The organism is sulfur-oxidizing endosymbiont of Gigantopelta aegis (assembly GCF_016097415.1).
In the GTDB taxonomy this organism is placed as follows: domain Bacteria; phylum Pseudomonadota; class Gammaproteobacteria; order GRL18; family GRL18; genus GRL18.
Map to the genome: position 1 here is coordinate 3,607,848 of NZ_JAEHGE010000001.1, position 14,483 is coordinate 3,622,330.

Annotated in this window: 17 protein-coding genes; 15 read left to right on the top strand and 2 right to left on the bottom strand. The window is 41.3% G+C overall.

The genetic code is table 11. The features are described from left to right. Positions 1-85: 85 nt before the first annotated feature. Positions 86-610, top strand: coding sequence for an RNA methyltransferase (locus JEU79_RS18505; RefSeq protein ID WP_198265295.1), 525 nt, complete (start codon positions 86-88; stop codon positions 608-610). Between the two features lie 232 nt (positions 611-842). Here JEU79_RS18505 and JEU79_RS18510 read toward each other — a convergent pair whose 3' ends face one another. Further along, complete coding sequence (locus JEU79_RS18510; protein ID WP_246540402.1) at positions 843-1,706, bottom strand: IS3 family transposase; 864 nt, start codon at positions 1,704-1,706, stop codon at positions 843-845. Next, positions 1,684-2,004, bottom strand: a complete 321-nt coding sequence (locus tag JEU79_RS26825) for a transposase (RefSeq protein ID WP_198263033.1) — start codon at positions 2,002-2,004, stop codon at positions 1,684-1,686. Before JEU79_RS26825 ends, JEU79_RS18510 begins: the two co-directional genes overlap by 23 nt. Before the next feature lie 77 nt (positions 2,005-2,081). Here JEU79_RS26825 and JEU79_RS18515 point away from each other — a divergent pair, with 77 nt between their 5' ends. The 14 genes from JEU79_RS18515 (at position 2,082) to hisS (ending at position 14,459) form a co-directional block, all read left to right on the top strand. Then, positions 2,082-2,330 carry an RNA methyltransferase gene (locus tag JEU79_RS18515; RefSeq protein ID WP_214660627.1) on the top strand — a complete coding sequence of 83 codons (249 nt, stop codon included), beginning with the start codon at positions 2,082-2,084 and terminating at the stop codon, positions 2,328-2,330. A 358-nt stretch (positions 2,331-2,688) separates the two neighbouring features. Then, positions 2,689-3,633 carry a serine O-acetyltransferase gene (cysE, locus tag JEU79_RS18520; protein WP_198265297.1) on the top strand — a complete coding sequence of 315 codons (945 nt, stop codon included), beginning with the start codon at positions 2,689-2,691 and terminating at the stop codon, positions 3,631-3,633. 98 nt (positions 3,634-3,731) lie between these two features. Beyond that, positions 3,732-4,217: a Fe-S cluster assembly transcriptional regulator IscR gene (gene iscR / locus JEU79_RS18525; protein ID WP_198265298.1), complete on the top strand. Its 486-nt coding sequence runs from the start codon at positions 3,732-3,734 to the stop codon at positions 4,215-4,217. An 86-nt stretch (positions 4,218-4,303) separates the two neighbouring features. After that, a complete protein-coding gene (locus tag JEU79_RS18530; RefSeq protein ID WP_198265299.1) occupies positions 4,304-5,518 on the top strand; it encodes an IscS subfamily cysteine desulfurase in 1,215 nt (404 codons plus the stop codon). Between the two features lie 49 nt (positions 5,519-5,567). Then, the gene (gene iscU, locus JEU79_RS18535) at positions 5,568-5,951 is read left to right on the top strand and encodes a Fe-S cluster assembly scaffold IscU (protein ID WP_198266071.1); all 384 of its coding nucleotides are present in this window, start codon (positions 5,568-5,570) and stop codon (positions 5,949-5,951) included. A 111-nt stretch (positions 5,952-6,062) separates the two neighbouring features. Beyond that, positions 6,063-6,386 (top strand): iron-sulfur cluster assembly protein IscA, encoded by a 324-nt coding sequence (iscA, locus tag JEU79_RS18540; protein WP_198265300.1) that lies wholly within the window; start codon positions 6,063-6,065, stop codon positions 6,384-6,386. Between the two features lie 245 nt (positions 6,387-6,631). Beyond that, a complete protein-coding gene (gene hscB, locus JEU79_RS18545; protein WP_198265301.1) occupies positions 6,632-7,213 on the top strand; it encodes a Fe-S protein assembly co-chaperone HscB in 582 nt (193 codons plus the stop codon). Positions 7,214-7,471: 258 nt separating this feature from the next. Further along, positions 7,472-9,349, top strand: a complete 1,878-nt coding sequence (gene hscA, locus JEU79_RS18550) for a Fe-S protein assembly chaperone HscA (RefSeq protein ID WP_198265302.1) — start codon at positions 7,472-7,474, stop codon at positions 9,347-9,349. 43 nt (positions 9,350-9,392) lie between these two features. Beyond that, entirely contained in the window at positions 9,393-9,731 is a 339-nt protein-coding gene (gene fdx, locus JEU79_RS18555) for an ISC system 2Fe-2S type ferredoxin (RefSeq protein ID WP_198265303.1), read from the top strand. An 86-nt stretch (positions 9,732-9,817) separates the two neighbouring features. Then, positions 9,818-10,018, top strand: a complete 201-nt coding sequence (iscX, locus tag JEU79_RS18560) for a Fe-S cluster assembly protein IscX (protein ID WP_198265304.1) — start codon at positions 9,818-9,820, stop codon at positions 10,016-10,018. Between the two features lie 19 nt (positions 10,019-10,037). Continuing rightward, positions 10,038-11,180, top strand: coding sequence for a dual-specificity RNA methyltransferase RlmN (rlmN, locus tag JEU79_RS18565; protein WP_198266072.1), 1,143 nt, complete (start codon positions 10,038-10,040; stop codon positions 11,178-11,180). 45 nt (positions 11,181-11,225) lie between these two features. Further along, positions 11,226-12,035 (top strand): type IV pilus biogenesis/stability protein PilW, encoded by an 810-nt coding sequence (gene pilW, locus JEU79_RS18570; protein WP_198265305.1) that lies wholly within the window; start codon positions 11,226-11,228, stop codon positions 12,033-12,035. 2 nt (positions 12,036-12,037) lie between these two features. Continuing rightward, a complete protein-coding gene (locus JEU79_RS18575) occupies positions 12,038-13,111 on the top strand; it encodes a helix-turn-helix domain-containing protein (RefSeq protein WP_198265306.1) in 1,074 nt (357 codons plus the stop codon). Positions 13,112-13,169: 58 nt separating this feature from the next. After that, entirely contained in the window at positions 13,170-14,459 is a 1,290-nt protein-coding gene (hisS, locus tag JEU79_RS18580; protein ID WP_198265307.1) for a histidine--tRNA ligase, read from the top strand. Positions 14,460-14,483 lie beyond the last annotated feature (24 nt).

The window sequence follows — 14,483 nt, forward strand, 5'->3', positions numbered from 1 at the left end:
CTCGAATTGTTTGTCGCTTTTTTTATAAGGTTCTTTTTTTAAGAGCATTTTTTAAATTAATTGCATTTAACTATCAGGTGCTTTAATGAGCATTAATAATATCCGTATTGTCATGATCAATACTTCTCACCCGGGCAATATCGGTGCTGCCGCCCGGGTGATGAAAAACATGGGGCTAGATCGTTTGTATTTGGTGAACCCTAAGGAATTCCCTAATTATGAAGCGACCGCAATGGCTTCAGGTGCAGATGATTTACTGTCTCAGGCCGTGGTCTGTGATTCCTTTGAAGAAGCCTTGGCGGGCTGTCGCTTAGTCTTAGGCACAACAGCAAGAGAACGTAAAATACAACATGAGTTCATTGATGCCCGTGAAGCCGGAGTGTTATCGGTAAGTGAAGCCGAACAACATGAAGTTGCTTTAGTGTTTGGGCGGGAAAGAACGGGCTTAACCAATGAGGAAATAGGCCTTTGTCATAAGCTGATCAATGTGCCTACGAATCCGGAGTATAGCTCCTTAAATGTTGCCTCTGCGGTGCAAATTATCAGCTATGTGATGTGTCAACACTTTTCCGGACAGTTTTCTAAATATTTTTTTGGCTGTTTCAAGTGATTTTTGTCATTTTGTATTTCCTATCATTTTAGTTTCTCATGTTAACTTTAAACAGATGAAGAGAAAGGGCTTTTGCCCTCTGGAACGATAGAGCCGTTCCATTCACCCAAGGTATTTTCACAACGGTAATGATCCTGTTACAATATCTTCACGGCACAGGCTGAGGAGCCGATGGCCGTCAACGGTAATGGGCGGCATTTATGTCGCCTTTACCCCTCTTCAATCAATCGATTTAAGCTATTTCCTGCTGTATTTCATAATCGACTGGTGACAAATAATCATTAGCCGAATGAAGTCGCTCCCGATTATAAAATACCTCAATATATTCAAATATTGCCTGCTTTGCTTCTACTCTGGTTTTGAATCGACAATGGTGCGTCAATTCAGTTTTCAAACTATGAAAGAAGCTCTCTGATACAGCATTGTCCCAGCAATTTCCTTTGCGGCTCATAGACTGAATTATGTTATGATCCGACAATATTTTTCTATGACTATCAGAGGCATATTGGCTACCTCGGTCAGTATGCCAAAGCAATCCATCCATTGGTTTACGCTTCCATATGGCCATCAGTAAAGCATCATTGACTAGCTTGGCTTTCATTCGCTCATCCATCGACCAGCCAACAATTTGCCTAGAGAATAAGTCAATGACAACCGCTAAATATAACCAGCCTTCCTTGGTGGCAATATAGGTAATATCACCCACATAGTAGCGATCAGGTTGAGAGACAGTAAACTCTCTTTCCAGTAAATTTGGAGATATACGCTTATTATGCTTGGAATTAGTCGTCGCTTTAAAGCGTCTCTTCGTTTTACAAAACAAACCGGCTTTTTTCATTAATCGACCAATTCTCCGGCGGCTTATATGAACGCCTTTTTCAGCCAGTTTTTCTTTTAAGACGACGGGTTCCATAAGTCTTGCGACTGTCTTCAAACAGTTTTTTAGCTGCTCAGTAAGCGCTTCATTTTCTTTCTCTCTATCCGTTTTAGGAGAGCTAACCCAATCATAATAGCAACTACGGGAAACATCCATAAAACGGCACAGAATCGTTACCGGGTAATCTTTAGCCTGATCAGTTATCCATGCGTACTTCACAAAGTTTCCCTTGCAAAGTACGCTGTGGCCTTTTTAATAAATCACGCTCCTGAATCACTTTTGCCAATTCTTTTTTCAGACGTTTTACTTCATCATAAATGTGTTCATCACTTCTATTGGCTACCGTCTTCACCGGTTTGGAATATTTACTGATCCAGGTATGTAGAGTATTTACATTAACACCTAGCTCCCTGGCAGTCTGAGAAACGGGTTGATCCGTCTCATTAGCTAATTTGACAGCTGATTCTTTAAATTCTGATGTATAGCTTTTATTCGGTTTTTTTGTTTGATCATTCATTTTAGGTCACACTTTTTATCTTTTAGTTATTTTAAGTTGTGTGTCCGGTTAAGTATAGCCACATTAATGAAGTGATGATGGCTCTACAAAGCCTGAGCAAAAAAGCTGAAAAGGAACAAGCCATTGACTATGCTTCAAGTGACAATATGGAACGTTTTTATGAACACTTGCAGCAAACATTGATTGATATTGATTTTTTACGCGTGCAACAATCACCACAACTCATGCCTAAATTACGCCATATATACAATCGAACCCGCTTGAAAGAAGAAGAATTAAATATCCTTCGGGGTGTTTTGAATAAAACCCAGCGGCTGATAAAATAAATTGAACCATTTTCGTAAATATTCAGCGTATTGAGCCTATCAATAGAGTATCCGGTTGAATAGCTTGTCTTTACAGGGTTTTGAAAATAGGATGTTTTCATAAAGCGTCACAGGGATGTGCTTGGCGACCCTGTAAAGACAAGCTGTTTAATCGGATACGGGAATTATACTGAACAATTACCCATTTTCTTTGATATTTGTCGGGTTTGCCCCAAATTATGAGATTGAGTGTTGGTTTATTTCCTAGTAAAATGCACAGTCTTTGTCGATAGGCTTAGTTTTTGATGAAAAACACAGCTATAAATGCGAAATAGGGATTTATATGACTTTATTTAATAGTACGGGTTGAGAATGCTAGATGTTTGAACATTTAAAAGAAGACATTCAATGTGTTTTTGATCGCGATCCAGCGGCACGTAACTATTTTGAAGTGCTGACAACCTATCCCGGTGTGCATGCGATGATTTTTTATCGTATCAATAACCGCTTATGGCGTTGGAATATACAATGGCTAGCGCGCTTTTTCTCCTCAACCGCGAGAATTTTAACCGGTATTGAAATACACCCCGGTGCTACGATAGGGCGTCGTTTTTTTATTGATCATGGCATGGGTGTAGTGATTGGTGAAACGACAGTCATTGGTGATGATTGTACCTTATATCATGGTGTTACCCTGGGTGGCACCTCATGGAATGCGGGCAAACGCCATCCAACACTATGTAATGATGTGGTCGTTGGTGCCGGTGCTAAAGTATTGGGCCCGATTACTTTGGCTGATGGGGCTCGAATTGGCTCCAATGCGGTTGTAGTCAAAGATGTGCCAGAGTCATGTACGGTGGTGGGTATTCCAGGCCGAGTGATATCAGCGACCAAGCCGTCCACAGACAAGATCCAAAGTGATGCCATTGATGAAGTAATTAAAAAAGCGCATCCCAATGATGAACAACGTGAACACATGGCGAAGAAAATAGGTTTTGATGCCTACGGTACTTCCGGTGATATGCCTGATCCAATTGCTCACGCAATTAATTGTATGCTGGATCACATGCATTCGGTTGATGATAAGCTAGAAAAAATGTGTACCGCCATTCGTTCCATTGATGCTGAATTCCCAGAAATCAGTATCCCCGAAGTGCACATCTGTGAAATAACACCGGTTGACGATAAGTCAGAAGGCTGTCCGGCGCAGGATTTTTGCAGTAATGCACCGGGCAACAAACAAGAAGATAATGTTCAAATAGTACATTTAGAGACGAATGTCTCCGCAGATAAAAGTGCCCGTGCCTGTGATGAAAAATTATAATCCGTCTAGCCTTGGGGAGTCTATAAAAAATACTTGACTAAAACGCTAGGTTTTCTTAAGATGGGTAAATGATATCTTAAGAATACAGGAAAACATCAATGAGATTGACCACAAAAGGGCGCTACGCAGTAACAGCAATGCTGGATTTAGCTTTACACTATGAGCAAGGCCCGATTACTTTGGCCGATATCTCACAGCGTCAGGAAATCTCACTTTCTTATCTGGAACAGCTTTTTTCTAAATTAAGAAAAAATGAACTAGTGGATAGTGCCAGAGGTCCAGGTGGTGGCTATCGCCTGAGCCGACCTGCTGATGAAGTCGCGGTGGCGGAAATTATTGCTGCTGTAGACGAAACAGTTGATGCGACACGTTGTAAGCGTAAGGGTAACTGCCAACATGAAGAACGTTGTTTGACTCATGAGCTTTGGTGTGATTTAAGCGATCAAATCTTTAATTTTTTGGCCAATATCTCTTTGGGCAACTTAGTTGAAAAACAAGCGGTTAAAGAAGTGGCTCGTCGTCAGGATGATGCGGTGGCAATGAACCATATACGCCTAAAAGAACAACGCACTGCTGAGGCTTAAACCTCATAGGTTTACTATCTCATAGAAAAAACGAATACCAATACTGGAATCCTTGCCAGTGTGACTAATGATGACAGGAATGATTAATGAGTTCACCGATATATCTGGATTATTCAGCAACAACACCAGTTGATAAACGTGTTGCCGAGACAATGTGCCACTATTTAACAATTGAAGGGACTTTCGGAAACCCAGCTTCCCGCTCACATAAATATGGTTGGGATGCAGAATCGGCTGTTGAAGAAGCCCGTGAAAATGTTGCTGCATTGATCAATGCAGACGCCAAAGAAATTGTTTGGACCTCGGGTGCAACAGAATCTGACAACCTGGCTATTAAAGGGGCTGCACACTTTTATGCTAAGCGTGGTAAACATATCATCACGTCAAAAACTGAGCATAAAGCGGTTTTAGATACTTGCCGTCAGTTAGAACGTGAAGGTTATGAAGTCACCTATCTTGATCCGGAAGAAGATGGTCTTATTGACTTGGCAAAACTTGAAGCGGCTATGCGTGATGACACTATCTTAGTTTCTATCATGCACGTGAATAACGAAATTGGTGTGATTCAGGATATCGAAGCCATTGGTGAAATGTGTCGTGCCAGAAAAATTGTTTTTCATGTTGATGCCGCACAAAGTGCCGGCAAAACAGAAATTGATTTGAAAAAATTAAAAGTGGATTTATTATCTTTATCAGCACATAAAGTTTACGGTCCTAAAGGTATTGGTGCACTCTATGTGCGCCGTAAGCCAAGAATTCGTATTGAAGCTCAAATGCACGGTGGTGGCCATGAGCGCGGTATGCGTTCCGGTACTTTAGCACCGCATCAAATTGTTGGTATGGGTGAAGCATTTAAGATAGCGAAAGCAGAAATGCTGGATGAAAACAAACGCATCCTGGCTTTACGTGACCGCTTATTAAAAGGCTTCGAAGGTATGGAAGAGCTTTATGTCAATGGTAATCTAGAACAGCGCGTCCCGCACAATTTGAACTTAAGCTTCAATTTTGTTGAAGGCGAGTCATTATTGATGGCCATTGATTCATTGGCTGTTTCTTCTGGTTCAGCCTGTACATCGGCTAGTCTGGAACCTTCTTATGTCTTACGTGCAATTGGTCGTAATGATGAACTGGCACACAGCTCCATTCGTTTCAGTATCGGTCGTTTTACCACTGAAGAAGATGTGGATTACACGGTGCAACTATTAAAAGAAAAAGTGGATAAACTGAGATTGTTATCACCTTTATGGGATATGTATAAAGACGGAATTGATATTTCATCAATTCAATGGAATGCGCACTAAATTTTAGCGCAACACTCCAATAACGATAGAAAAATTGAGGTAAATGACAATGGCTTATAGCGATAAAGTAATGGACCACTATGAAAATCCACGTAATGTTGGCACCATGGATAATGATGAATCCGGTGTTGGTACGGGGATGGTTGGTGCGCCAGCCTGTGGCGATGTAATGCGTTTGCAAATCAAAGTAGACGAGCAGGGTATCATCGAAGATGCTAAGTTTAAAACCTATGGCTGTGGATCAGCGATTGCTTCAAGCTCTCTGGTAACAGAATGGGTAAAAGGTAAGACATTGGAAGAAGCAGGTCAAATTAAAAATACTGATATCGCTGAAGAACTGGCTCTACCACCCGTTAAAATTCACTGTTCAGTACTTGCTGAAGATGCAATTAAAGCAGCTATTACTGATTATAAAGAAAAGCAATCTAGCTAAATAAATAACCTTTATTTATTAGTGGTAATTCTTTACTACCATAGAAATAGAGGTTATCGTACAGCTTCTTGATAAGAAAAGCGTTTAGAATTGATGATTTAGGTTATTTTTATGGCAATTACACTCACTGATGCAGCAGCAAAACACGTTGTCGGTTTTATTAAAAACCGTGGCAAAGGCGAAGCATTACGCCTAGGCGTGAAAACAAATGGTTGTTCCGGTATGGGCTATGTACTTGAATTTGCCGATAGCGTTGAAGATGAAGACGAAGTCTTTGAAGACAAGGGTGTAAAAATCATCGTTGATCCTAAAAGCCTGATCTACATCGATGGCACAGAGCTCGACTATGGCCGCGAAGGCTTAAACGAAGGTTTCAAGTTTAACAACCCGAATGTTAAAGACGCTTGTGGTTGTGGTGAGAGTTTCAACGTCTAGTAACAAAGAGTTTCAACGTTTAGTAATAAAGAGTTTCAACGTTTAGTAATAAAGAGTTTCAACGTCCAGTAATAAAGAGTTTTAATCGTTGGCTTCAATTGAGGTGGATAAGCTTGCACATCCACCTTAACCACTAAATATCAACTCACAACTATCATACAAACTTGAAAGCAAACAAAACACCGGTTTAACACTTCCCACATATAAACCGCATCATCATTCACGTCTCAGGCTACTTCGTTCTCATGACAAATAATAGCAATAACATTCCGACAGATAATTACTTTAGCTTACTGGGTATGGTCGTTCATTTTGATGTCGATAAAACAGCACTGACAAACAATTACCATGAGATCCAAAAAAGCATACACCCTGACAACTATGCCAATGCCTCCGATTTAGAGCGTCGCTTGTCAATCCAAAAAGCGGCACAGATCAATGATGCCTTGCAAACCTTGAAAGATCCCACTCGACGTGCCACATATCTATTATCCTTATTTGGCATCGAACTGAATGAAAATGATACTAGTGTTGAGCCTGCTTTTTTGATGGAACAAATGGAGCTAAGAGAAAGCCTCTCTCAAGTGGGCGATAAAAGCGATCCGCTAGCAGCATTGGATGGCATTTTAAACAATGTTAAGCAGCGTATTAAAGAGGCGATTGAAGTATTAAGATCATTATTTCAACAGCTCACCTTAGATAAAGTAGCAACTAATCAAGATGAACTGCTGAAAAAGGCAAAATCCGAGGTGTTAAAAATGCAATTTTTAAATCGCCTGCAGGAAGAATGTCTGAATAAAGAAGAAGACTTGGCTGATCAATACTAGTCTCTCTTGTAACTATTAACTGATTTTTTTAGGATTAAGTGCATTGTAGAGTTCCAATAGAGTATCCGATTAAATGGCTTGTCTTTACAGGGTTTTGAAAACAGGATGTTTTCATAAAGCGTCACATGGATGTGCTCGAGCGACCCGGTAAAGACAAGCCATTTAATTGGGTACGTGAATTACACTGAACAGTAACGTCATTTTTTTAGCAAGAAATGGCAAGAATTATTAACGAATTTAATTAGAAATTATATCACTATGGCTTTATTACAAATATCTGAACCCGGAGAAACCACTGCACCGCACCAGCATAAACTAGCGGTTGGCATTGACTTGGGTACCACAAACTCCTTAGTCGCCAGTGTCCGTAGTGGCATGGCAGAAACTATTGCGGATGAGCAAGGACAGCATTTGTTGCCTTCCGTGGTACAGTTTCTGGGTAAAAATGAGCAAGGTTATCAAACTGATGTGGGTTATCAGGCACATAAAAATGCCGCAAAAGATCCCAAGAATACCATTGCTTCCGTGAAACGATATATGGGGCGTGGTCTGGAAGATATCGAACAACAGAGTATGTATGATATTGTCACTGAAGGGGATTCAGTCGTACCAAGAATTCACACCATTGCCGGGGATGTCAGTGCCGTAGAAGTGTCAGCAGAAATTTTAAAATGCTTGAAACAACGCGCAGAAGAAGCCTTGGGTGGTGATTTAACGGGCGCAGTAATCACCGTACCTGCTTATTTTGATGATGCCCAGCGCCAGGCAACTAAAGATGCTGCTAAGCTGGCCGGTCTTAAAGTCTTACGCCTAATCAATGAACCCACAGCCGCCGCTGTGGCCTATGGTCTGGATTCCGGTAGCGAAGGTATTCATGTTATTTATGATTTAGGTGGCGGTACCTTTGATATTTCCATTTTAAAACTGACCAAGGGTATTTTTGAAGTCTTATCGACAGCCGGTGACTCGGCTCTGGGTGGTGATGACTTAGATCAGCTATTAAGCGATTGGATTATTGAACAAATCAATGTCAATGAGCTGGATGCCAAAGTATTGCGGCGCATTTCAGATGCCGCCAGAGTAGCAAAAGAGACGCTCAGCCAAAATGAAAATTGCACCATAACGATTGAGTCCGATGTAGAACAAGCTTGGGAAGTTGAAATTTCCCGTGAAAAGTTTGAATTATTAATTCAGCCCCTCATTCGAAAAACACTCGTACCCTGTCGCCGTGCTTTACGAGATGCCGGGATTGAAAGTGATGAAATACAAGATGTGGTGATGGTTGGCGGTTCGACTCGAGTGCCTTTAGTGCGTCAAATGGTTGGTGAATTTTTTAGTACCGAGCCATTAGTCGATTTAGATCCGGATAAAGTGGTGGCTATTGGTGCAGCACGTCAAGCCGATATCTTAGCGGGCAATAAATCCGAGGATGATATGTTATTGCTGGATGTTACCCCGCTCTCATTAGGCTTGGAAACGATGGGAGGACTGGCAGAAAAAGTCATTCATAGAAACACCACCATTCCCGTGGCCAGAGCGCAGGATTTCACCACCTTTAAAGATGGTCAAACCGCTATGGCGATTCATGTGGTTCAGGGAGAGCGAGAATTAATCAGCGATTGCCGTTCTTTAGCACGTTTTGAATTACGTGGCATACCACCGATGGTTGCCGGGGCCGCCAGAATTCGAGTCACCTTTCAAATTGATGCGGATGGCTTGCTTTCTGTTGCTGCCCGAGAAGAAACCTCCGGTGTAGAAAGCAGTATTCAGGTTAAACCTTCCTATGGTTTAAGTGATGGTGAAATTGAAACCATGCTCAAAGACTCATTCAGCTATGCACAGGATGATGTGGATGCTAGAAAATTACGTGAAGAACAAGTTGAAGCTAGCCGCGTTGTCGAAGCGCTTAATGCCGCATTAGAAGAAGACGGTGAAAAATTACTCTCTGCCGAGGAGCGAGCAGAAATTCGTCAGGGAGTTGATGAATTGACTGAAATTGCTCAGCAGGATGATCAACGAGCAATCAAACTTAAAATTGAAGCCGTCGATAAGATTACTTCAGAATTTGCACAACGCCGTATGGATGCCAGTATCAATCTGGCCTTGAGCGGTCAACGTGTTGACGATATTAACTAAATAAGCCACATAATTAACAAGCTAAAGTGTAAAGGGCCAGAAAATGACTAAATTAATTTTTTTACCGCATGAAGAGATATGTCCTGAAGGTGCGGTTATAGAAGTAGAACCGGGCATGACTATTTGTGATGCTGCTCAGGAAAATGACATTGAAATTGAACATGCCTGTGAAAAATCCTGTGCCTGTACTACTTGTCATGTCATTGTGAGAGAAGGCTTTGATTCTTTGGAAGAAGCTACTGAACTGGAAGAAGACTATCTGGATAAGGCTTGGGGCGTTGAACCTGATTCACGCTTGAGTTGTCAGACTGTGGTTGCCGATGAAGACCTAGTGATTGAAATACCTAAATATACCATTAATATGGTCTCTGAAAATCACTAAGCTTTGGTTAACAAGCTTTAAGCTGGAAAAGTCTGATTTTCCCAGCTTAAAACAGTCATAAAAAATAAGTAAGCAGGAGATAAGTAATGGGCTTAAGATGGACCGATACACATGAAGTGGTTATTGAACTTGATGAGTTGTATCCAGATGTTGATCCACAGTATGTGAGTTTCCCTGATCTGATGTCATGGATTTTGGCGTTGGATGGCTTTGAGCAAACGGAAGAACATTGTGGTGAGCAAATTCTTGAAGCCATACAAATGGCCTGGATTGCCGATCGTGAGTGAACAGGCATCAAGTCAGCCTATTAACTTTAAGTCCAATAAAATTAACCTATTAGGTTATGATTTGGCCCACATGAAGGCTTTTTTTTCTGAAATTGGAGAAAAGCCTTTTCGCGCTGTGCAAGTGTTAAAATGGATTCATCAATTTGGTGCTCATGACTTTGCTCAGATGAGCAATGTCAGCCAGACACTGCGCCAACGGCTCAGTGAAATCGCTGAAATCAAAGCCCCTGAAATTGTTGCCGAACAAAAGGCCAGCGATGGTACGATTAAATGGCTAATGCGTCTTGATGGTGGCAATAGCATTGAAACGGTTTATATCCCTGAAGACAATCGCGGTACACTATGTGTTTCATCACAGGTCGGTTGCGCCTTGGATTGTGGTTTTTGTTCAACGGCGAAGCAGGGTTTTAACCGCAATCTAACCAGTGCAGAAATTATCGCCCAGTTATGGGTCGCTAATCTGGCCTTAAACCCTCTAGCTCAAGCCTCTTCAGATGACTCAGATAGTACGCATCATGGTAAAGTTCAGGACTCAAAAAATCGTGTCATTACCAATGTGGTATTAATGGGCATGGGCGAACCACTACTTAATTTCAACAATGTGGTTGAAGCGATCCATTTAATGCTTGAAGACAACGCTTATGGTTTATCCAAACGTCGTGTGACCCTCAGCACCGCCGGAGTTGTGCCAGCATTGAAACGCCTGCGTGAAGAATGCGATGTTAGCTTGGCCATTTCACTGCATGCCCCCAATGATGAAATTCGTGATAAAATAGTCCCCCTGAATAAAAAATACCCCATCAAAGAGCTATTAGCGGCTTGTCAGCACTATTTCAGCGGTGATACGAAAAAGAAGCAGTTTACCATTGAATATGTTATGTTAGCCGGGGTTAATGATAGTGAGAAAAATGCCCGCGAACTGGCTGTTTTACTAAAAAATATGCCCTGTAAAATCAATCTCATACCATTTAACCCGTTTCCAAGCAGTGATTTTGAATGCTCGAAAATGCACACCATCAATCGCTTTAAAGATATTTTATACAAGGCCGGTTATGTGGTGGTGGTACGCAAGACACGAGGTGAAGATATTGATGCTGCGTGTGGTCAATTAGCGGGTAAAGTAAAAGACAAAAGTCGCCGAACGGGTGTAGAAAATAAATAAAACGCTGCTTATTTTTGCTGTAACTGTAAAAGGGAAGTTATTTTGATGAAAAAGTTGTTTATCGTATTATTGTCCTTGGGTGCTTTGAGTGCCTGTCAGAATTCGCCACTGAGTGACAGTACTGCTGGTGACGATGACTTAAGTGTTCGTTATTCTGAAAGTAGTAGTGGCGAAGGTGGCAATAAAGCGTCAGAGATTAATACCCAATTAGGCGCAGGCTATATTGGTAATGGTAATTACGAACGTGCCTTGATTAAATTAAATAAAGCCTTAGAGTTTGATGCGAATAATGCCCAGGCACATAATTATCTTGGGGTGTTATATGGCCGTTTAGAGCGCCCGGACAAAGCGGAATCGTCATTTAATAAAGCGCTGAGAATTGCACCCAATAATTCTTCTATATTAAATAATTATGCTATTTTTCTCTGCGAGCAGAAAAATTACGAAAAAGCGCGTGTGATGTTTAAACGGGTGCTTAACAACCCGCTTTATACTAATCTTGACCAGGCTTATCAGAGTGCAGGCTTTTGTGCTTTGAGCAATAATAATTGGGATCTAGCAGAAAAACTCTATCGAAAATCATTGGATCTGACGGCTAATTCAGCCTTAGCATTACTCGGTTTAGCCAAAGTAAACTACAAGAAGCAGAATTTTCAATATGCCTGGAGTTATTTTGAGCGCTATTATAAAGTGTCTGTACTGGATTCAGATGCGCTATGGTTAGGGATTAATATTCTAGAGGAAGTGAGTAAGCCGGATAAAAATTTATTATCTAGCTTTAAATTGCAATTAAAAAGTAAATATCCAGACTCGGACGAAACCAAATGGTTTTATGAAGGCAAGCAGGAATACTAAACTTGGATAAACAATCTGAACAACAAGCACTGAAAGATATTATTGCGTCCAAAGAAGATGGCTTTGGTGTGCAGTTTAAAGCCGCCCGTGATGAACAAAATTTAACGGTTGAAGAAGTTTCCAGAAAACTGCATCTGGATAAAAAAATCATACTGGCTTTGGAAAAAGAAGATCATACGCAATTACCTGTGGCTACTTTTGTTTGTGGTTATATTCGTAACTATGCAAAATTCTTAAACATCCAGCCAGATCCATTGATCGAATATTATAAAAATGTGAGCGGTTTTGATAATTTTTCGCCTGAGCTGAAAGTGATTAAATCGAAGCATTTAACGGGCCAATCAAGTTATTTCACCGCTTTTTCTGCCATTATTGTTCCCGTAATGATATTGTTACTTATTTTGGCCTTGGCTGCGGGTGGTTGGCAATTGTGGTTATATGGTTCAGAAAATTATTTAAATAATACCTCGGACTCAGCTTCTAAAACTGTCTCATTAGTTGAATCAACAGAGCTGCGAGATACGGATGCTGAGACTTTATTGCTACCCGATATTGGTGAAGCTTACAATGAGCAAGCCATTTCGGCTGGAGATAAATATGTTGAAGGCTCTCATCTAGTTGAAGGCTCTCATCTAGTTGAAGACTCTCATCTAGTTGAAGGCTCTAAACCAGTTGAAGGCTCTAAACCAGTTGAGGACTCTAAACCAGTTGAGGACTCTAAACCAGTTGAGGACTCTAAACCAGTTGAGGACTCTAAGCCCATAGCAGATTCTTTGATCACTGAAGCTTCTCAGAGAGAAGAGAGTGCTCAAGTTGAAAGTACCAGTGCAAACATTAAAAATCAGTTGATTGTCGAGTTTAGCGGTTCGTCATGGGTCAAAATCAAAGGCGCAGATGGCAAAGTATTGGCTTCTGGTCTGAAAAAAGCCTCTAAAGTCTTACATTTGGAGGGGAAATTACCCTATCAGGTTTTCTTAGGCGATGCCCGTGTCGTTAAAATAAGCTTAAATGGGCAAGTTTTTGATCAATCAAGGTATATAAATGAGAAAAATGTCGCTCGATTTAAGGTAAAATAGCCCTTTTTTACTGAATTCCCTCAATTTAATTCAAATTTAATCCAATAAGGAAACCCTTTTGGCAGACAAAATTCAATCAATACGTGGAATGAACGATATTCTTCCCGATGAAAGTCCTGCATGGCAGTTTATCGAAGAAAAATTGCGTCACCTGATGCAAAGCTATGATTATGACGAAATACGCTTTCCAATTGTTGAAAAAACAGCACTTTTTAAACGCTCTATTGGTGAAGTCACTGATATTGTAGAAAAAGAAATGTACACCTTTGAGGATCGCAATGGCGATAGCCTGACTTTAAGGCCGGAAGGGACTGCTGCTTGTGTGCGAGCAGGGATACAAAATGGTATACTGGTTAATCAGCAACAACGTTTGTGGTATATGGGACCCATGTTTCGCCATGAGAGACCGCAAAAAGGTCGCTATCGTCAGTTTCATCAGATTGGCGTAGAAGTATTTGGTCTGGACGGGCCGGATATTGATGCTGAACTGATTTGCATGACGGCACGTTTATGGCAAACGCTGGGCTTATCGGATTCAGTGACCTTGCAATTGAATTCATTAGGTACTCCGGAATCCCGAGTGGCCTATCGTGCTGTTTTGACGGACTATTTGCAAGCCAATGAAGCGCTATTAGACAAAGACAGTCTGCGCCGTTTGCAGACTAATCCATTGCGTATCCTGGATAGTAAAAACCCTGCGATGCAAGCGATGATCGAAGCCGCACCAAAATTGATGGATCATCTTGATGACGAATCAAAAGTACATTTTTCACGCTTATGTGCTTACTTGGATAGCCTGGGTATTGCTTATGAAATCAATACCCGATTAGTACGTGGTTTAGACTACTATAGCAAAACCGTATTTGAGTGGGTAACTGATAAATTAGGTGCTCAGGGCACTATTTGTGCCGGTGGGCGCTATGATGGTCTGGTGAAACAACTCGGTGGACGGGATACCCGTGCCGTCGGTTTTGCTATGGGACTGGAGCGCTTAATTAGTCTGCTGGAACAGTCTAAACTGGAGCAGCACTTTAAAAAGCCCCATGCCGTGATGTTGATGATGGGTGAGCGGGCACAAAATGCCGGGCTGGCACTCACTGAGCAATTGCGCAATCAGCTGGAGAATGTCCGAATTTTTAATGTGTGTGGTGGTGGTAGTTTTAAAAGCCAGATGAAACGAGCGGATAAGAGTCAGGCAGAAATTGCCCTGATTTTAGGTGATGACGAGTTGGACAACGATGTGGTCACAGTAAAATACCTGCGCGCTGATAGAGAAGCTGATAAACCTCAGCAAGAACAGCTGACAATGCAACAGGTGACCGACTTATTGGCTGAATTAGTTGGCTAAATTAATAAATAAATAGTTTGATTA

Coding starts and splice junctions, on each gene's coding strand:
- hscA (WP_198265302.1), top strand. CDS start 7,472: ATGGCTTTATTACAAATATCTGAACCCGGAGAAACCACTGCACCGCAC.
- hscB (WP_198265301.1), top strand. CDS start 6,632: ATGACAAATAATAGCAATAACATTCCGACAGATAATTACTTTAGCTTA.
- iscA (WP_198265300.1), top strand. CDS start 6,063: ATGGCAATTACACTCACTGATGCAGCAGCAAAACACGTTGTCGGTTTT.
- JEU79_RS18515 (WP_214660627.1), top strand. CDS start 2,082: ATGGCTCTACAAAGCCTGAGCAAAAAAGCTGAAAAGGAACAAGCCATT.
- iscR (WP_198265298.1), top strand. CDS start 3,732: ATGAGATTGACCACAAAAGGGCGCTACGCAGTAACAGCAATGCTGGAT.
- pilW (WP_198265305.1), top strand. CDS start 11,226: ATGAAAAAGTTGTTTATCGTATTATTGTCCTTGGGTGCTTTGAGTGCC.
- JEU79_RS18505 (WP_198265295.1), top strand. CDS start 86: ATGAGCATTAATAATATCCGTATTGTCATGATCAATACTTCTCACCCG.
- iscX (WP_198265304.1), top strand. CDS start 9,818: ATGGGCTTAAGATGGACCGATACACATGAAGTGGTTATTGAACTTGAT.
- fdx (WP_198265303.1), top strand. CDS start 9,393: ATGACTAAATTAATTTTTTTACCGCATGAAGAGATATGTCCTGAAGGT.
- JEU79_RS26825 (WP_198263033.1), bottom strand. CDS start 2,004: ATGAATGATCAAACAAAAAAACCGAATAAAAGCTATACATCAGAATTT.
- iscU (WP_198266071.1), top strand. CDS start 5,568: ATGGCTTATAGCGATAAAGTAATGGACCACTATGAAAATCCACGTAAT.
- cysE (WP_198265297.1), top strand. CDS start 2,689: ATGTTTGAACATTTAAAAGAAGACATTCAATGTGTTTTTGATCGCGAT.
- JEU79_RS18530 (WP_198265299.1), top strand. CDS start 4,304: ATGAGTTCACCGATATATCTGGATTATTCAGCAACAACACCAGTTGAT.